The sequence below is a fragment of the Aeromonas sp. R4-1 genome, assembly GCF_040908325.1.
Lineage (GTDB): Bacteria > Pseudomonadota > Gammaproteobacteria > Enterobacterales > Aeromonadaceae > Aeromonas > Aeromonas veronii.
The window spans coordinates 1-18,542 of record NZ_JBFODM010000067.1; the positions used below are offsets into that span (position 1 = coordinate 1).

Annotated in this window: 14 protein-coding genes, 1 tRNA gene and 1 riboswitch; of the genes, 13 read left to right on the plus strand and 2 right to left on the minus strand. The window is 59.9% G+C overall.

Annotation, left to right across the window (positions count from 1 at the left end; all coding sequences use genetic code 11):
- Positions 1 to 17 precede the first annotated feature (17 nt).
- The 12 genes from AB5Y90_RS11885 to hemB all read left to right on the plus strand — a co-directional run bounded on the left by AB5Y90_RS11885 (position 18) and on the right by hemB (position 9,901).
- Positions 18 to 93: transfer RNA gene (locus AB5Y90_RS11885), tRNA-Thr, on the plus strand.
- Positions 94 to 341: 248 nt separating this feature from the next.
- Positions 342 to 1,586 (plus strand): cytosine permease, encoded by a 1,245-nt coding sequence (gene codB, locus AB5Y90_RS11890; RefSeq protein ID WP_005355867.1) that lies wholly within the window; start codon positions 342 to 344, stop codon positions 1,584 to 1,586.
- Positions 1,580 to 2,845 carry a cytosine deaminase gene (locus tag AB5Y90_RS11895; protein WP_307895848.1) on the plus strand — a complete coding sequence of 422 codons (1,266 nt, stop codon included), beginning with the start codon at positions 1,580 to 1,582 and terminating at the stop codon, positions 2,843 to 2,845. The genes codB and AB5Y90_RS11895 overlap by 7 nt, the downstream gene beginning before the upstream one ends.
- 95 nt (positions 2,846 to 2,940) lie before the next feature.
- A complete protein-coding gene (gene crcB / locus AB5Y90_RS11900) occupies positions 2,941 to 3,318 on the plus strand; it encodes a fluoride efflux transporter CrcB (protein WP_005339378.1) in 378 nt (125 codons plus the stop codon).
- A gap of 65 nt (positions 3,319 to 3,383) precedes the next feature.
- Positions 3,384 to 4,136, plus strand: coding sequence for a bifunctional demethylmenaquinone methyltransferase/2-methoxy-6-polyprenyl-1,4-benzoquinol methylase UbiE (gene ubiE, locus AB5Y90_RS11905; protein ID WP_005342396.1), 753 nt, complete (start codon positions 3,384 to 3,386; stop codon positions 4,134 to 4,136).
- A gap of 8 nt (positions 4,137 to 4,144) precedes the next feature.
- Positions 4,145 to 4,753: an SCP2 domain-containing protein gene (locus AB5Y90_RS11910; RefSeq protein ID WP_005339380.1), complete on the plus strand. Its 609-nt coding sequence runs from the start codon at positions 4,145 to 4,147 to the stop codon at positions 4,751 to 4,753.
- Positions 4,753 to 6,393: a ubiquinone biosynthesis regulatory protein kinase UbiB gene (gene ubiB, locus AB5Y90_RS11915; protein ID WP_005339383.1), complete on the plus strand. Its 1,641-nt coding sequence runs from the start codon at positions 4,753 to 4,755 to the stop codon at positions 6,391 to 6,393. The genes AB5Y90_RS11910 and ubiB overlap by 1 nt, the downstream gene beginning before the upstream one ends.
- A gap of 42 nt (positions 6,394 to 6,435) precedes the next feature.
- Complete coding sequence (tatA, locus tag AB5Y90_RS11920; RefSeq protein WP_005339385.1) at positions 6,436 to 6,687, plus strand: Sec-independent protein translocase subunit TatA; 252 nt, start codon at positions 6,436 to 6,438, stop codon at positions 6,685 to 6,687.
- Between the two features lie 3 nt (positions 6,688 to 6,690).
- Positions 6,691 to 7,155 carry a Sec-independent protein translocase protein TatB gene (gene tatB, locus AB5Y90_RS11925; RefSeq protein WP_307895846.1) on the plus strand — a complete coding sequence of 155 codons (465 nt, stop codon included), beginning with the start codon at positions 6,691 to 6,693 and terminating at the stop codon, positions 7,153 to 7,155.
- A complete protein-coding gene (gene tatC, locus AB5Y90_RS11930; RefSeq protein ID WP_307895845.1) occupies positions 7,152 to 7,907 on the plus strand; it encodes a twin-arginine translocase subunit TatC in 756 nt (251 codons plus the stop codon). The genes tatB and tatC overlap by 4 nt, the downstream gene beginning before the upstream one ends.
- A gap of 188 nt (positions 7,908 to 8,095) precedes the next feature.
- Positions 8,096 to 8,881: a TatD family hydrolase gene (locus AB5Y90_RS11935; RefSeq protein ID WP_071914751.1), complete on the plus strand. Its 786-nt coding sequence runs from the start codon at positions 8,096 to 8,098 to the stop codon at positions 8,879 to 8,881.
- A 3-nt stretch (positions 8,882 to 8,884) separates the two neighbouring features.
- The gene (hemB, locus tag AB5Y90_RS11940; protein WP_005357271.1) at positions 8,885 to 9,901 is read left to right on the plus strand and encodes a porphobilinogen synthase; all 1,017 of its coding nucleotides are present in this window, start codon (positions 8,885 to 8,887) and stop codon (positions 9,899 to 9,901) included.
- A gap of 83 nt (positions 9,902 to 9,984) precedes the next feature.
- On the opposite strand, the gene AB5Y90_RS11945 is transcribed toward hemB, so the two are convergent.
- Both AB5Y90_RS11945 and AB5Y90_RS11950 read right to left on the minus strand, forming a co-directional pair.
- The gene (locus AB5Y90_RS11945; RefSeq protein ID WP_368166904.1) at positions 9,985 to 13,491 is read right to left on the minus strand and encodes a hypothetical protein; all 3,507 of its coding nucleotides are present in this window, start codon (positions 13,489 to 13,491) and stop codon (positions 9,985 to 9,987) included.
- Positions 13,492 to 13,659: 168 nt separating this feature from the next.
- The gene (locus AB5Y90_RS11950) at positions 13,660 to 15,849 is read right to left on the minus strand and encodes an immunoglobulin-like domain-containing protein (RefSeq protein ID WP_307895840.1); all 2,190 of its coding nucleotides are present in this window, start codon (positions 15,847 to 15,849) and stop codon (positions 13,660 to 13,662) included.
- A gap of 50 nt (positions 15,850 to 15,899) precedes the next feature.
- Positions 15,900 to 15,985, minus strand: a riboswitch (cyclic di-GMP riboswitch).
- Between the two features lie 437 nt (positions 15,986 to 16,422).
- Between AB5Y90_RS11950 and prlC the strand changes: the two genes are divergently transcribed.
- The gene (gene prlC / locus AB5Y90_RS11955) at positions 16,423 to 18,465 is read left to right on the plus strand and encodes an oligopeptidase A (protein ID WP_259584446.1); all 2,043 of its coding nucleotides are present in this window, start codon (positions 16,423 to 16,425) and stop codon (positions 18,463 to 18,465) included.
- Positions 18,466 to 18,542 lie beyond the last annotated feature (77 nt).

Below are 18,542 nucleotides of genomic sequence, written 5' to 3' on the forward strand. Positions count from 1 at the left end.
TCTTTACCGGTTAGTGTGCTGATATGGCTCAGTCGGTAGAGCGCATCCTTGGTAAGGATGAGGTCCCCAGTTCGATTCTGGGTATCAGCACCATTAAATAGAAAGCCTCCCTGAAAAGGGAGGCTTTTTTGCATCCGTCATTTTTTGATATCCCCTTACATTCCCTATTCCCGCCCCCCTTCTGCTTGCAGCCGACACTGTTTATCTGCTGGTTTGAGTCCTAATGTGTTACTCATTTGACTGCTATTGATGGTTTTATCCAGAGATTTAACCATGATTGATTGACGTAAAACGTTTTACGTGTAAAATCCGGCGCGTTTTGCCTATTACGTGGAGAGAGCATGGCGCAGGATAACGAATACTGTTTGGGGGCGGTACCCGCCAAAGGGCGCAAAGGTGTGCTTTCGCTGATGCTGGTGATGCTTGGCCTGACGTTCTTCTCTGCCAGCATGTGGACCGGCGGTGCGCTGGGTACCGGTCTGGTGTTTGACGACTTCATCAAGGCGGTACTGATCGGCAACCTGTTGCTGGGGATCTATACTGCCTGTCTCGGTTATATCGGTGCTTCAACCGGTCTCTCTACCCATCTGCTGGCGCGATACTCCTTCGGCGTCAAAGGTTCCTGGCTGCCATCCCTGCTGCTGGGCGGTACTCAGGTCGGCTGGTTTGGCGTGGGCGTGGCGATGTTTGCCCTGCCGGTGCAGAAGGCGACCGGCATAGATGTGAACTGGCTGATCGCCATTTCGGGCATGTTGATGACGGTGACCGTCTACTTCGGGATCTCGGCTTTGATGGTGCTGAGCTTTGTGGCCGTACCGGCCATTGCACTGCTTGGTGGCTACTCGGTCTGGCTGGCGGTGACCTCGACCGGTGGCATGGCTGCACTGCAGCAGGTACAACCAAGCAATCCCATCGAGTTCACCACGGCGTTGACCATGGTGGTCGGTTCCTTTATCAGTGCAGGAACTCTGACCGCCGACTTTGTCCGCTTTGGTCGCAAACCCTGGGGCGCTGTCATGATTACCATGGTGGCGTTTTTTTTGGGCAACACGCTAATGTTCGTCTTCGGCGCAGCCGGTGCGGCCGTGACCGGTCAGGCCGATATCTCGGAAGTGATGCTGATGCAGGGACTGCTGATCCCCGCCATTCTGGTGCTGGGCCTCAATATCTGGACCACCAACGACAACGCGCTCTATGCCTCCGGCCTCGGTTTTGCCAACATTACCGGCCTCAAGAGCAAGCCCCTCAGCGTGATCAACGGCCTCATCGGTACGGCTTGCGCCCTCTGGCTTTACAACAACTTTGTCGGCTGGCTGGCCTTTTTGAGTACGGCAATTCCGCCGATCGGTGGCATTATCATCATGGATTTCCTGCTCAATCGTGAGCGTTACCGTCAATTTGCCGATCAGCAGTTCGAGACGGTGCGCTGGCAGGCGCTGGTCGCCACGGCAGTCGGGGTGGCTGTCGGCAAGTGGTTGCCGGGCATAGTGCCACTCAACGCGGTATTGGGCGCCGCCTTCACCTATTTCATTCTGGTTCGCCTCACCCAGCGGCCGGTTCTGGTACAGGAAGCTAACAAATGCTGATTCAACATATTCGTTTGGCCGATCGGGAAGGGTTTTGGCAGATCCGCTGTCAGGATGGGGTCATCACCGCCATCGAACCCCATGACGAACATGCCGTCGCCGGTCGGGTGCTGGACGGGGAGGGCGGTCTGGCGATTGCCCCCTTTATCGAACCCCACATTCACCTCGATACCACCCAGACGGCGGGCGAGCCGAGCTGGAATCTCTCCGGCACTCTGTTCGAGGGGATCGAGCGCTGGGCCGAGCGCAAGGCGCTGCTGACCCATGAGGATGTGAAACAGCGTGCCATCCAGACGCTGAAGTGGCAGATCGCCAACGGCATCCAGTTTGTGCGTACTCATGTCGATGTCTCCGACCCCAATCTGGTGGCGCTCAAGGCGATGCTGGAGGTGCGGGAGGAGATGAAGGAGTGGGTCGAGCTGCAGATCGTCGCCTTCCCGCAGGAGGGGATCCTCTCCTACCCCAACGGCAAGGCACTGCTGGAGGAGGCGCTCAAGCTGGGGGCTGACGTGATTGGCGCGATCCCCCACTTCGAGTTTACCCGGGAATATGGGGTCGAAAGTCTGCATTACATCTTCGATCTTGCGGAGAAGTATCAGGTTCTGGTCGATGTGCACTGCGACGAGATCGATGACGAGCAGTCCCGCTTTATCGAGACGCTGGCAACCCTGGCCTACGAGCGGGGTATCGGCCATCGGGTGACGGCCAGCCACACCACTGCCATGCACTCCTACAATGGCGCTTATGCTTCCCGCCTGTTCCGGCTGCTGAAGATGGCAGATATCAACTTCGTGGCCAATCCGCTGGTGAACATTCACCTGCAGGGGCGGTTCGATACCTATCCCAAACGCCGCGGTATTACCCGGGTGAAGGAGATGCTGGAGGCGAACATCAACGTCTGCTTCGGTCACGATGACGTGTTCGATCCCTGGTACCCCATGGGCACCGCCAACATGTTGCAGGTTCTGCACATGGGGCTGCATGTCTGCCAGATCATGGGTTACGAGCAGATCAACGACGGTCTGAAGCTGATCAGCAGCCACAGCGCCCGCACCCTGAACGTGCAGGATCGTTATGGCATAGAGGTGGGCAAACCGGCCAACCTGTTGATCCTGCCTGCCGACAACGGCTTCGATGCGGTGCGCCGTCAGGTGCCGGTGCGTTACTCGATCCGCCACGGCAAGGTGATTGCCCAGACCCGCCCGGCCCAGACCGAAATCGTGCTGGGTGAGCCAGAGCCCATCGATTTTCGCCGCTGAGATTTCAATCAGGCTGGATGACGATTAGTTCCGCCTCTGGGCACAAGGGCCGCCATTGCGACATAATGGCGGTCTGACCCTGAGGGAGTGACACCATGCAAACCTGGTTCTATGTTGCTGCAGGGGGCGCCATCGGCGCCTGCCTTCGTTTTGGGATTGCCGAACTGATGGCCTTGCTGCTGGGGCGCCACTTTCCTTACGGGACTCTGGTGGTCAACGTGGTGGGCTCTTTCATCATGGGGGTAGCGTTCGCCCTCATCAGCCACGGTCATGTGGTAGAACACCCGATGAAGCCGCTGCTGATGGTGGGGATCCTCGGTGCCCTGACCACGTTTTCTTCCTTTGCCCTCGATACGGTAGTGCTGGCTCAACATGGAGCCTATCTGAAAGCGCTGCTCAATATCGGTCTCAATCTCTTCCTCTGTCTGGCCATGGTGGTGCTGGGCATGCAGTTGGTTGCGAGCCGGGTTTAAGGTGTCCGGACGCCAGTGGCTCTGGTAAACTGGCGGCCATTCTTTGCTCTATGGGTGTTTAAGGGATGTCAGAACAAGCAACGACAACGCATTTTGGCTTTAAAACCGTGGCCGCGACCGAGAAGGAAACTCTGGTAGCAGGTGTCTTCCATTCGGTGGCAGCCAAGTATGATCTGATGAACGATCTGATGTCGTTCGGCATCCACCGCCTGTGGAAGCGCTTCACCATCGACTGTTCCGGTGTGCGCAAGGGCCAGAAGGTGCTGGATCTGGCCGGAGGTACCGGTGACTTGACCGCCAAGTTCTCCCGCATCGTCGGCGAGACTGGTCAGGTGGTGCTGGCGGATATCAACGATTCCATGCTGAAAGTGGGCCGCGACAAGCTGCGCAATCTGGGGGTCGCCAACAACGTCTCCTACGTGCAGGCCAATGCCGAGGCGCTCCCCTTCCCGGATAACCACTTCGATGTGATTACCATCGGTTTCGGCCTGCGCAACGTCACCGACAAGGACAAGGCGCTCGCCTCCATGTTCCGGGTGCTCAAGCCGGGTGGCCGTCTGCTGGTGCTGGAGTTCTCCAAGCCGGTCAGTGAAGTGATCGCCAAGCTCTATGATCTCTACTCCTTCAAATTGCTGCCGAAAATGGGCGAAATTGTCGCGAACGACAGTGAAAGCTACAAATATCTGGCAGAGTCCATCCGCATGCACCCGGATCAGCAGACTCTGGCAGGCATGATGGAAAATGTCGGTTTCGAGCAGGTGGAGTACTTCAATCTGACTCAGGGTGTGGTCGCCCTGCACCGCGGTTACAAGTTTTAAGGTTGCCTATGCCGATGGATGCCATGGTCACCGCGGTGATCGAAACCAGCCTCAACCAGTTGCTGGCGCTGGACAAACAGAGCCCGGAGCGGCTGCGCAAACTGGTGGGCAAGGTGCTCAAGCTGGAGCTGCGTGAACTCAAGCCGCTCTGGTTCGTCTTCTCCGAGCGTCGACTGGATGTGCTGGCCCAGCATGAAGGGGAGGCCGATGCGGTGCTCAGCCTGTCGCTGACCGCCCTCGGTCTGCTGAAAGACCCGTCCGCTCTGACCCGCTATATCCGCGAGGAGAAGCTGGATCTGAGCGGTGATCCCCAGCTGGTACAGGCATTCAGCGTGCTGCTGGGTGAGCTGGATATCGACTGGGAAGAGGAGCTGTCGCGCTATACCGGCGACGTGCTGGCCCACACCTTGTTCAGCGGTGCCCGTCAGGCGCGTCGCCTGGTCGGTCGCGAGCTGTGCCGCACCCGCAGCCAGCTGGCGGAATATCTGACCGAAGAGGCCCGCCTCGCCCCCGGCCCGCTGGAAGTGGCTAGTTTCAACGATGACGTCGAGGTGCTGGCCCAGCAGCTCAAGGCCGTCGAACTGCGGCTGGCCCGCTTCGAACAGCAGGTGACCTGATGACCCCGAAGGAGTTCAAACGCCTCTATCGCATCATCACCATCCTGCTGGAGCAGGGCATCGACGAACTGGTGCCCGCCCGCTATCAGCCCTGGCCGGGTCGTCTGGCCCGTCGCTCCCTGTTCTGGCTCAAGAACAAGCAACCTGATCTCAGCCGTGGCGCCCGTATCCGCCTCGCCTTTGAGGCGCTCGGCCCCATTTTCATCAAGTTTGGTCAGATGCTCTCGACCCGGCGTGACTTGCTGCCGCCGGATATCGCCGAGGAGCTGGCCCTGCTGCAGGACAGGGTGCCCCCCTTCTGTGGTCAGGCGGCGCGCCAGCAGATCGAGCTGAGCCTGGGTTGTCCCATCGAAACCCTGTTTGATGACTTTGACGAGACGCCGCTGGCGTCGGCCTCCATCGCGCAGGTGCATACCGCCCGCTTGAAGGAGAGTGGCCGCGAGATCGTCATCAAGGTGATCCGTCCCGACATCGAGCCTGTCATCGAGGCTGACCTGCGGTTGATGCAGGCGCTGGCCCGTCTGGTGGCCCGCTTCGTGCCCCAGAGCGCGCGGCTGCGCCCCATCGAGGTGGTGGAGGAGTATCGCAAGACCATCCTCGACGAGCTGAATCTGATGCGCGAAGCGGCCAACGCCATCCAGCTACGCCGCAACTTCACCGGCTCCGAGGCGCTCTATGTGCCTGAAATCATCACCGACCTCTGCCGCGAGCAGGTGCTGGTGATGGAGCGCATCTACGGTATTCCGGTCTCCGATATACCGGCGCTGGAAGCCAACGGCACCAACATGAAGCTGCTGGCCGAGCGCGGGGTAGAGGTCTTCTTCACCCAGGTGTTCCGCGACAGCTTCTTCCATGCCGATATGCACCCGGGCAACATCTTCGTCTCTTACGAACATCCGGAAAACCCGCTCTGGATCGGTATCGACTGCGGCATCGTCGGTACCCTCAATCGGGAAGATAAACGCTATCTGGCGGAGAACTTCCTCGCCTTCTTCAACCGTGACTATCGCCGTGTGGCTGAGCTGCACGTGGAGTCGGGCTGGGTACCGGCAGACACCAAGGTGGACGAGTTCGAGTTTGCCATCCGCACCGTGCTGGAGCCCATCTTCGAGAAGCCGCTCTCCGAAATTTCGTTCGGTCACGTGCTGCTCAACCTGTTCAACACCGCCCGTCGCTTCCATATGACGGTGCAGCCGCAGCTGGTGCTGCTGCAAAAGACCCTGCTCTATGTGGAAGGATTGGGGCGTCAGCTCTACCCGCAGCTCGATTTGTGGCAGACCGCCAAGCCGTTCCTCGAAAACTGGATGCACGAACAGGTGGGGCCCAAGTCGGTATTGAACGCCATCAAGGAGAAGGCGCCATTCTGGGCGGAGAAGCTGCCGGAGCTGCCGGAGCTGGTCTATGAGACTCTGCGCCAGACCCGTCATCAGCAGCGTCATTTCGACCAGATGTTTGCCGAGTTCCGCCGTCACAGCCGTCGGCAGGGGCAGGCCCGCTACCTCTTAGGGGTTGGAGCCAGCCTACTATTGGCGGGTGTATTCTTGCTGACCCAAAAACAACACATTGAGTGGGGACAAGCCAGTCTCGCCGGTGCAGCCCTCTGCTGGCTGGTCGGCTGGTTGCGAACCCGTTCCCATTAATCAACAACCGCGCCGTCAGGCGCCTGTTCTGGAGAGAAAATCATGGGTGGTATCAGTATTTGGCAATTGTTGATCATTGCAGTCATCGTCGTGCTGCTGTTCGGTACCAAGAAACTGCGCGGCATTGGCGGTGATCTGGGCGCGGCGGTCAAAGGGTTCAAGAAAGCCCTCTCCGACGAGCCGGCTGATGCAAAGGCCGAGCAGAAAGATGCCGAGTTTCCCCCGAAACAGCTGAACGAAGCGGCCACTCAGAGCAGTGAGACCGCCAAACAGAAAGACAAAGACCAGGCCTAAGCCATGTTCGATATCGGTTTTTGGGAGCTGGTCGTTATCGGTGTGGTAGCACTGGTGGTACTGGGGCCCGAGCGGCTGCCGGTTGCCATCCGCACGGCTACCCACTGGATCCGCCTCATTCGTTCGACCGCGAACTCGGTCAAGTCCGAGCTGGAGCAGGAGCTCAAGTTGCAAGAACTGCATAACGACCTCAAGAAGGCCGAACAGTTGCAGATGAGCAACCTGAGCCCCGAGCTGCAGGAGTCCATCGAACAGCTCAAAGCGGCGGCCCAGTCGGTCAATCGCCCCTATCAGGTGGAGAACGAGATCCGTCCGCCGCGCCCCGATCTGGTCGCCCAGGCTGAGCCTGCCACGCCGGTGGAGCCTGCGGTGCAGCTGAGCCACGACGTGCCGCCGGTCAATAGCCAGCGAGAGAGTGAGCCGGTGCCGGTCAGCGATTCCGCAGTAAAAGGGGAGGTGAAGCCATGAGTCAGGCCGAACAACCCCTGATCAGCCATCTGGTTGAGCTGAGAACCCGTTTGCTGCGCTCCATTACTGCCATCCTCGTGGTGTTTCTGGCGCTGATCTACTTCTCCAACAACATCTACGACTTCGTGGCCCAGCCGCTGCTCAGCCAGTTGCCGGAAGGGACCAGCATGATCGCGACGGATGTGGCGACCCCCTTCCTGACGCCGATCAAGCTGACCCTGGTGGTCTCCTTCTTCGTGGCGATCCCCTATCTGCTCTATCAGGCCTGGGCCTTTATCGCCCCCGGTCTGTACCAGCATGAACGGCGGCTGATCATGCCGCTGGTCGCCTCCAGTGCCGTGCTGTTCTATGCGGGCATGGCGTTCGCCTACTACGTGGTGTTCCCGCTGGTGTTCGGTTTCTTCACCAGTACCGCCCCTGCCGGGGTGACGGTGGCGACCGATATCGCCAGCTATCTGGACTTCGTACTGACCCTGTTCTTCGCGTTCGGGGTGGCGTTCGAAATTCCGGTGGCTACCATACTGCTCTGCTGGACCGGCGTGACCACACCGCAAAACCTGAAGGAGAAACGTCCTTACGTTGTCGTCGGGGTGTTTGTGGTCGGCATGCTGCTGACGCCGCCTGATGTCTTCTCCCAGACCCTGCTCGCCATCCCGATGTGGGCGCTGTGGGAGATAGGTCTGTTCTTTGCCCGCTTCTACGTGAAGAAAGAAGATGAAGAGCAACAGGAACAACCGGATGGGGAGAGCTGAGGCTCTGTTCGTCACCTGTTTGCCGGATGGCGAGAGGATGACGACGTCCGCAGGAATAGCAGAACGAGGGGAGCTGAGGCTCCCTTCCTCTTTTCATGCTCCCGTTCGAGGCGTATGGTAAGACCCCATTCGGTAGATGGTTTTCAAATACCTGATATGTATTCCTTTTGTTCGGAACGTCTCATCCCATGATCGATATCGGTTTAAACCTGACCAGCAGCCAGTTCGCCGGCGAGCAGGCTGAGCTGGTGGCCCGTGCCCGTGCCGCCGGAGTGGAAGCGCTGATCCTCACCGGTACCGATCTGGCTGGCAGCCGCGAGAGCGCCGGGTTGGCCGCCCGTTGGCCGGGCTACTGCTTCTCCACTGCCGGGGTACACCCTCACGATGCCAAGAGTGTCGATGAGGCGACCCTGCCCGCCTTGCGCGAGCTGGCAGCCTTGCCGCAGGTGGTGGCTATCGGCGAGTGCGGTCTCGACTACAACCGCGACTTCTCCCCCCGTCCGGTGCAGGATGCGGTATTCGACGCCCAGCTGGCACTGGCCGCCGAGCTTGGAATGCCGGTGTTTCTCCACTGTCGCGATGCCCACGCCCGCTTTATCGAGATCCTCCGTCCCTGGTTGCCGAAACTACCGGGAGCCGTGCTGCACTGCTTCACCGGTTCCGACGAGGAGCTGGACGAGTGTCTGGCGCTGGGGCTGCATATCGGGGTGACCGGCTGGCTCTGCGACGAGCGCCGCGGTCAGCTGCTGCGCGAACAGGTGGCTCGCATTCCGGCCGGTCGGCTGATGATCGAGACCGATGCCCCCTATCTGGTGCCGCGGGATCTGAAACCTCGCCCGAAACGCAACGAACCCGCTTTTTTGCCGCACATCGCCCAGGTGGTGGCGGCCTGTCGTGGTGAAGCGCCCGAGGCCTTGCTGGCCCACACCCGGGCCACCTCCGCCGCGTTCTTCCAACTTCCTCTCCAGGAGTGATTCATGGCTACAACTCTTCCGGGCGCCTTTCCGGGCCGCCGCCTGCGCCGTCTGCGCAAACATGATTTCAGCCGTCGTCTGGTGCGCGAGAACGTACTGACCGTCAACGATCTCATCTATCCGGTGTTCGTGCTGGAGGGGGAGAACCGTCGGGAAGCCGTTCCCTCCATGCCGGGGGTGGAGCGTCTCTCCATCGATCTGTTGCTGGAGGAAGCAGCCGAGCTGGTGGAGCTGGGCGTACCTGCCATTGCCCTGTTCCCGGTCACTCCGCTGGAGAGCAAGAGCCTGATGGCGGAAGAGGCCTACAACCCGAACGGACTGGCCCAGCGCACCGTGCGTGCCCTCAAGGCCCGCTTCCCGGAGCTCGGGGTCATCACCGACGTGGCGCTCGATCCGTTCACCACCCACGGTCAGGACGGCATCATAGATGACGAAGGCTATGTGCTGAACGACATCACCACCGAGATCCTGATCAAGCAGGCGCTCTCCCACGCCGAAGCCGGGGTCGATATAGTCGCGCCGTCCGACATGATGGATGGCCGCATCGGTGCCATCCGCGCCGCGCTGGAAGAGAACGGCTTCATCAACACCCAGATCATGGCCTACTCCGCCAAGTACGCCTCCTGCTACTACGGCCCGTTCCGCGATGCGGTTGGCTCTGCCGGCAACCTCGGCAAGAGCAACAAGGCCACCTATCAGATGGATCCGGCCAACAGTAACGAAGCCCTGCACGAAGTGGCGCTGGATATTCAGGAAGGGGCCGACAGCGTGATGGTCAAGCCAGGTATGCCCTATCTGGACGTGGTTCGTCAGGTGAAGGATCAGTTCGGCGTGCCGACCTTCGCCTATCAGGTGAGCGGCGAGTACGCCATGCACATGGCAGCGATCCAGAACGGCTGGCTGAAAGAGAAGGAGACCATCATGGAGTCCCTGCTCTGCTTCAAGCGGGCCGGGGCCGATGGCATCCTCACCTACTTCGCCAAGCGCGTGGCGCAGTGGCTGAAGGAAGATGCCCGTTAAGCCGGGTTGAAGAGAGAAACGAGAGGGGGAGCCGATGGCTCCCCCTCTGTCGTTATGGCTCTCGTTTGGTCACGAGCGGCTGATTACAGCTTGGTCCAGGCATCGCTCCAGTGGCTGCCGGTACCCGGGGCATAGTGGCTGGTCGAGCCGCCACACCAGCCGCTGTACGGCCAGGGTTTGCACTCGTAGTCGCCACCGGCATTGCTGACCCGTTCACCACTCTGATAAGCGGTGCCCGCAACATAGGCCGGGTAGCTGCCGTTACCACCGTCACTGTCACCACCTGGAGCCTGTTCCACCAACGTCAGGGTGAAGCGGCGCTCGAAGCCCTGCTTGCTCCCCTCCGCCATGCCCGCCAGCAACAGCTCGTAACTGCCGGCCGCTAGGCCTGACTGCGTCAGCTGCAGGGAACCCTGACCATCGATCAGAGCGCTGCCGGTAGCGACCGGATTGCCATCCTGCAACAGGGTCGCGGTGACGGTCACCGGGTTGGCGGTGGTCAGCGTCAGGCTGAAGTCGAGCGCGCCGTTAACGATGGAATATTCAGACGCCAGGTCGGTGACGGTGAAGTCACTGCTGCTACCGGTCGTGGGCAGGATGAAGTCTCCGCTCAGGTAGGTCAGACCGGTCCAGCCGGAGCTGGTCAGCCAGTGCTTGCCATTGGTCTGATAGACGTTGGGCAACTGGGTGCACTGTTTGTTGTCATTGACGAAGCCGATACCGTAAAAGCCCGCCACATTCTTGTAGCAGAGCTGGCGACCATTCTGGTGCAGCACTGGTTGATCCAGCTTGCCCTTGTGGTGGAGTGACAGCCAGTCAAACTGGTTGATGGCCGAGACCAGCGGCACAAACTGGCCATCGGGCTGACGATAACGGATCAGGGATCCGGCATCACAGAGCAGACCATCAGCCTGCTGTTCGACGTAGCCGTAGTACTGCTCGCCATCCTGGAAGGTGAACCGGCAGAGATTGCCTTTCTCCGACTCCTTGGGGATCCAGCCCATCAGCAGTCGCTCCTGATTGTTCAGGGCCGCCAGCTGCCCGGCACTGAAGTCGCTGCCGTTGGCTACCCAGCCTTGCGGCATGGTGGAGAATTGCATGAAGTAGTGGTCGGTATAGTACATGTGGCTGTCAGCGCGGTGCTTGCGAGCCCCCTGGCTGACCGAGTTGTAGCGATAGATGTCGTTTTCCGGCTTGTGGAAACCGTTGAGATCATCGTCCAGATAGGGCAGGTCGCCCTTGCGGATATGGTAGTTGGCCATACCCGTCATCAAGGGATGCCAGCCGTGGCTGCCACGGGCAAACGCGCTCTCATGGCTGTAGGACTTCCCATCGAAGCCGTGGCCAAATTCGTGGGCAATGATGCCCCAGCCGCCGTAGTAGTGGCTGACAAAGTTAAAGGTATCGACCCCGGTGATGCCACCACTCCCCAGCCCACCCCCCATGGCGGTGATCCCCAGGTTGAGGTAGGGGCGCTTCATCAGGCTGTGGTAGTAGTAGTCATAATCGGCTGCCGTAAAGATCCCGTTCGGCACATAGCTGTTGCCGCCATTGCCGAACATCTCGTAGCCGTTCACCGCCTTGAAGTTGTACCAGACGTGTTTGAACTCCTCGGTCGAGACCATGTAGGCCAGGTTGGTGGCGATGATCAGCCATTCGCGGGCGTAGAGGGCATTGATGGGGCGCCAGGAGCCGCTGGTGTTGGTGGCGAAGCGCACGTTCCAGCTTGGCTTGAGGCGTGCCAGCTTCTGGGCAAACGGATCCGAGTTGGAGCTGAACCTGTGCTCGAACTGGGCGGGCAGATTGATGCTGTTGTCGAGCAGGTTGTTGAGATCAAACACACCATCGCGGCTGGCGCTGTTGAAGCGTCCCTGCTCGCCAAAGGCGCTCAGTGGCAGTGTGATTTGGGCATAGGCGGGCAGGCGATCGAGCTGGCCCAGGATCAGCCACTTGTTGATACCGTTCAGGCGTGACTCGATATTGATGTCATGCAGCTCTCTGGCGGCATAGTTGGTGATGCGCACCGTGTCGTTATCAAGCAGCTCGGTCTTGACCAGCGAATTGATGTTGACCGAACGCTGGGCGCGATCGATCAGCACCTCGTAGGGTTCGTCATTGCGCAGTATGTAGCTGACTGCGGCCGGCATCAGCTGATCGAAGATCAGCGGGCGAGCCGGCAACTGCTCGTCGGCCGTGAAGCTGATCTCCTTGCTCAGCAGCTGGTTGAAACCCAGGCCGCGCTCGTTGGCGGTGACAAGCGCCGATCCCGCCAGCTGGAGATCTTTCAGCGCCGCCACGGGCTGCTGGTTGATCTCCCGGACAGTAAAGGTCGGGTTCTTGAACTGAAAGTCGTTGGCGATCAGGGTATCGGCATCATGCCACTCGATGCGGTCCTTGAAGTTCACCACCAGCCGATCGCCATCCATGTCGATTTTTTGCAGATTGCTGTCGGCGATCACCTGCTCAGGCGCCAGCGGTGTGTTGCTGGCGATGGCATCAGCCAGTTTGCGCAAGTCATAGATGTAGTAGTTTTTGCCGGCGGTGTGGGCCAGGAGATAGTCACCCACCTGATGGAGTTGCACCAGACGGTGGCTGCATTTTCCTTCAAAGGCGAGCCGACCGGCGATGGGGGTCTTGAGGCTGTTCTCCGGCGTCACATCCTGCTGGCGGTAGACCTTGATCTCGCTCAGCGCATCTGCCACCAGCACGTAATCCTGATTGGCAAAGACGGCCTGGGCGCGGTGCAGGCTGTTGCTGCCGGAATCCCGACCGGTTCCCAGGGTGGTGACATGGCGATGTTCATCGGCCAGATCGAAGATATCGACCCGGTGCGAGTAGCGCGAGACCACGTAGAGCAGGTTGTTGCGGACAAACAGTTCGCTGACCTGGTTGTAGGCCGTGGCACTGCCGGTTGCGGTGCCGCGGATCTCGCCAATCTGCTGGCGGTTCGGGATATCGATAATGGCCACATGGCCCGGATTGCCGTTCTGGCTGACATAGAGCCGATCCTGATAGCGCTCGACCGCCGTAATCAGGCTGGCGTCCAGCCCCAGCTGGTCGGCCGTCAGCTCCTCGCCTTTGTCCAGATATTGCAGCGAGGTGGCAAACGAGTTGACGCTGCAGGAGCTGGTCTCCATCACCACCTGGGTGCGTTCGCCATTCTGGATCTGGCCGTGGGGGAAGTACTCCAGCAGACAGCCGTTGCCGTAGTCATAGTTGCCAAAGCGTTTGTTGACTGCTACGACCCCACCGTCGTACCAGGTCAGCTCCCACTCCTCATCGAAGAAATCAAAGACGTTACGAATGGCTGTTTCGTCGAAAAAGTGGGGTTTGGGCAGATCGAACAGGATGTGGTTATCCGCTGTCAGCGGGTAGAGCAGGCCGTTGATGGCAAGGTGTCGCTTGCCATCCTTGATGATCACGTTCTGCTCGTCAGCCGCACTCTGGTGCAGCGCGGCGAGGCGCGCCGTCATCTGTTCGTAGTGCTCCTGATAGGTTTGTTTGAAATAGGCTTGTTCGCGCTCATCGGCCACGACATGGGCCGACAGCAGCAAACCGAGCAGGGTGGCAAGCTTGGTGGTTCTTGGCATGGTGATTTCCTTATCTTGGTTGTTGTTGGACGTTTTTTGGTGCTTGGCAAGCATGTAAAAGAGAGGGGCTAACCCGTCCGGGTCAGTGCATCCTGCCCATCGGCAGCGTGGCCGACGGGCAAGATATGGGCGGGGGCCTGTCGGCCCCCGTTAGTGGTTGGGGCAAGGTCAGAGCTTGATCCAGGCATCGCTCCAGGCGCTGCCGGTACCCGGTGCATAATGGCTGGTCGAGCCGCCACACCAGCCGCTGTAGGGCCAGGGTTTGCACTCGTAGTTGCCACCGGCATTGCTGACCCGATCACCGGCCTGATAGCTGGTGTTGGGGGCATAGGCTGGGTAGTCACCTTCGCCACCGCCGCTGTTCTCTTCGGTCAGGGTGACCGGGAAGCGTTGCACCACCGGCTGCTGGCCATCTGCCAGACCGGTGATGACTACTTCGTAGCTGCCATCGGTGACATTGCTGCCCTGCAGTACCAGAGTGCTGGTGCCGTTCACTTGGCTGCTGGTGGTGCCGTGGCTGCGGCCGTTCTGCTCCAGGGTCGCGGTGATTTGGACCGGGTTGGCGGTCGTCACGTTGAAACGGATGCTGACCTGACCGTTGACTATGGTGTAGTCGGAGCCCATGGCGCTGACGGTGAAGTCGCTGCTGCCTTCGGCGGGTGGCGTTGTGCCGCCGCAGTCGCTGTCGCCCTGTACGCGCCAGACGCCCCAGTCACCCGTGGTGCCCGGCTCTTCGTTCTGGGTCCACCAGCCTGCCAGCCAGTTCTTGCCGTTGTGGCTGACGATGTCGCCACCCACGTAGACCTTCTTGGCATCCCAGCTGTTTTCACAGACGGCGCCCTGCTCCCTGACGGTCACGTTGCGCTGCTGGGTTACCTGCTGACCGGAGCTGTCGCTCACCTGATAGGTGAGGGTGTAGCGGCCGACCTTGCTGCTGTCGACGTTGCCGCTGACCTTGATTTGGGCGGTCAGGTCGCCATCTTCTTCATCATGGGCGCTGACGCCAGCCATCGGATCGAAGGGGGTACCCAGTTCCAGCGTGGTGTCGGTGACACCGCTGAACACCGGCTTCATGCTGTAGACCTCGATGGTACGTACCTGCTCGGTGACGTTGTTGTCGCGATCGCTCACCTTGTAGGTGAGGGGGTAGAGGCCGATGCGCTGGCTGTCTACCGAGCCTTCTACCTGGATCTGGCCAGTCAGGTCGCCATCTTCCTTGTCGTTGGCGCTGACACCCTCCAGCGGATCAAAGGCGGTGCCCTGCTTGATGCGGGTATCGCTCAGGCCGCTAAACACCGGCTTGCCGTTGTCGACCGGGGGAGTGATCTCCTGATCGTGGATGAAGGGGCCATAGCTCTTGATGAAGGATTCGTTGTAGGACTGACCGGCGGCGTTGCGGCCCATGTCCCAGTTGATGGACCAGGTCATCACGCCACGCAGCGGTTGCCCCTCGCTCTTCAGGCGGTTGAAGGCGTTGTAGATCTTCTGCGGATCCTGCACATAGCCGGTGGCGGCGGCGTCGATGTTGGTCGGAATGCCGAACACCAGCTTGTCATGGGGGATCTTGTAGAAGCCGCGGGTTCCGTTGCTCAGCGAATCCGCCATGTAGTAGATGAACTCTTCTTTCAGGGCATCGTTGTTCTGGGCAATCCAGCCGATGCCATCGATGTAGATACCGTCGCCACCCTGGTTGTAGAGCTGAGGGTTGATCCAGTCGTAGTAGCCTTCCAGATTGCGGATATAGGGGATGTAGGCGCCAGTCTGGGTCAGATAGGGAAACTCCGGCGCCATGGTGATGAGGAAGTTTTTCCCCTGGGCGCGGTAGTGATCCTTGACCAGACGCAGGGCCGCCGGGATCACGGTCTGGTTGTCGGCGGCGGTGATGGCGGCCTGTTCCAGGTCGATATCCAGCCCGTCGAAGCCATAGGTCTCCACCAGACGGATGATCTCGTCGGCAAAGGCCTGCTCCTGACCCTTGCGCAGCTCGATGTGTGCATCGGCACCGCCCAGCGCCAGCAGCACGGCACGGCCCTGACGGTTCAGCTCGGCGATCTGCTCTATAAACTGGCTTTCGCTCATGCCGATGGCCGGGTCGAGTTTGAAAGTGGGGATGGGATCGCTGCCATAGACCTTCATGAAGGAGACATCGACCACGTTGTATTGCGGGTTGACCTGATCGAGCTTGACGCAGGGGGCGATACCGCCCTTGTAGCCCGAGCCGTCACACCAGTTGTGCCAGTAGCCGACCACTACGCCGGACTGGGGGTTGACCATCGCCTGACCGGCACTGGCGGCATATGCCATGGGGGCGCCCATGCCGAGCAGGCAGCCAAGCAGGGATAATTTGAGTTTGTTCATCGTCTCTCCGTACGGTGCAAATGGGGCGTCGGTTGTGACCGGACGTCCCCGGGGGCAGCCCCGCTGTCATAGGTGTTTTCCCTTAGACCGGTGGCTTTGCGTCGCGCCCTTTCGGGTCACTTTGCCTTTTTCACCCGATTTCTGTGCAGCACAGAGAATCAAGTGACCTGCATGGCAGGTTGCCTATGATAGATGCTTGAAAACAAATTAATCAATAGTTGGTTTTGATTCTAATTAACTGAAAAATATTGATAATTTGTTACGGCCACCACATTTTGTCCGTTTCTATGATTGAGCATGACGGTAATTGGCTGGCAGCTGTGGCGCCGGTAAATGGCGACTTTTTGTCCCTTGAAAGTAGCGGTAAGAGCCAAAAAAGGCCCACAGATTCATTCTGTTACTGGCTGTTGATAGCAAATCTGCAGCAACGGCAGAGATCCGGGTCGCAATGGCTGGAAAAGTACAGGGTTGCGGCGGATTCCCGCTTGATTATTGCGTGGCTTGGCCACATGTTAGAAAGCCATACAGAGCTGCTAAAGCGGTCTGTTCAAGACCAAACAAGAGGTAACCGGGATGAATAACCCTTTGCTGACAATGGATTCGCTGCCCCCTTTCAGCCAGATCAAGCCGGAGCAGGTTCAGCCTGCCGTGATTCAGGCGATTGCTGACTGCAAGCAGAAGATCAGCGATGTGCTGGCCCAGCGTGATCCCCATACCTGGGATAGCCTGATTGCCCCGCTGGAAGAGGTAAATGACCGCCTGTCACGGATCTGGTCACCGGTCAGCCACCTCAACTCCGTACTCAACAGCGAAGCACTGCGCGAGGCCCATGACGCCTGCCTGCCGCTGCTCTCCGAATTCCAGACCTATGTTGGTCAGCATGAAGGGCTCTATCAGGCCTATCTGGCCCTCTCCCAGAGCGATGATTTCCCGCTGCTGAGTGGCGCCCAGCGCAAGGAGATCCAGAATACCCTGCGTGACTTCCGCCTCTCCGGTATCGGTCTGCCTGCCGAGGCGCAGCAGCGTTACGGCGAAATTCAGGCCCGCCTCTCCGAGCTGGCATCCCGTTTCAGCAACAACGTGCTGGATGCCACCCAGGGCTGGCACAAGCTGGTGGCCGATGAAGCCGAACTGGCCGGTCTGCCCGACAGCGTGCGTGCCGCTGCCCGTCAGATGGCTGAACTTAAAGGCAAAGAGGGGTGGCTGTTCACTCTGGATATCCCTTCCTACCTGCCGGTGATGATGTACGCGGACAACCGCGAGCTGCGCGCCGAGATGTATGAGGCCTTCACCACCCGCGCCTCCGATCAGGGCCCCAATGCGGGCAAGTGGGACAACTCCGCCATCATGAGCGAGCTGCTCACCCTGCGCCGCGAACTGGCCCAGCTGCTGGGCTTTGCCAACTATGCCGAGCTCTCCCTGGCCACCAAGATGGCGGACAAGACCGAACAGGTGGTGAGCTTCCTCACCGATCTGGCGGCCAAATCCCTGCCACAAGGCAAGGCCGAGCTGGAGGAGATCCGCACCTTCGCCGCCGAGCAGCATGGTCAGAGCGAGCTGGCAGCCTGGGATCTCGCCTACTACGCCGAGAAGCTCAAGCAGCACAAGTTCTCCATCTCCGATGAGCAGCTGCGCCCCTACTTCCCCGCCAGCAAGGTGGTGAAAGGGCTGTTCGAAGTGGTGAAGCGGGTGTTCGGCATGAAGGTGCGTGAGCGCCTCGGCATCGACACCTGGCATCCTGACGTGCGCTTCTACGACATCTTCGATGCCGACGACGAGCTGCGCGGCAGCTTCTACCTCGACCTCTACGCCCGCGAACACAAGCAGGGCGGCGCCTGGATGGATGTCTGTCTGGGTCGTCGCTACCGTCAGGATGGTTCACTGCAAAAGCCGGTGGCCTACCTGACCTGCAACTTCAACGGTCCGGTGGATGGCAAACCGGCGCTGTTCACCCACAACGAAGTGGTCACCCTGTTCCACGAGTTTGGTCACGGCATCCACCACATGCTGACCCGCATCGACGTGGCCGGGGTCGCCGGTATCAATGGCGTGGCCTGGGATGCGGTGGAGCTGCCGAGCCAGTTCCTCGAGAACTGGTGCTGGGAGTCCGAGGCGCTGGCCTTTATCTCCGGCCACTACGAGACCGGCGAGCCGTTGCCTGCCGATCTGCTGGAGAAGATGTTGACGGCCCGCAACTTCCAGGCGGCGATGCAGATGCTGCGTCAGCTGGAGTTCGCCCTGTTCGACTTCCGTCTCCATCAGGAGTTTGACCCGGCCAATCCGGCGCAGCTTCCGGCGCTGCTGGACGAGGTGCGCAGTCAGGTAGCCGTGATGACGCCACCGGCGTTCAATCGCTTCCAGCACAGCTTCTCCCACATCTTCGCGGGCGGCTATGCGGCGGGCTACTACAGCTACAAGTGGGCCGAAGTGCTCTCTGCCGATGCCTTCTCCCGCTTCGAGGAGGAGGGGATCTTCAACCCGGCGACCGGCCAATCCTTCCTGAAGAATATTCTGGAGAAGGGGGGCTCGAAGGAGCCGATGGAGCTGTTCCGTGCCTTCCGTGGTCGCGAGCCCAAGGTGGATGCCCTGCTCAGACACAGTGGGATTGCCGCCTGAGGCTGAGGGCCCCTTACCGCACTGAGCTTCAAGTAGATACTTTTTGCGGCATAGTGGGATCAAACCGTGATTTTTAC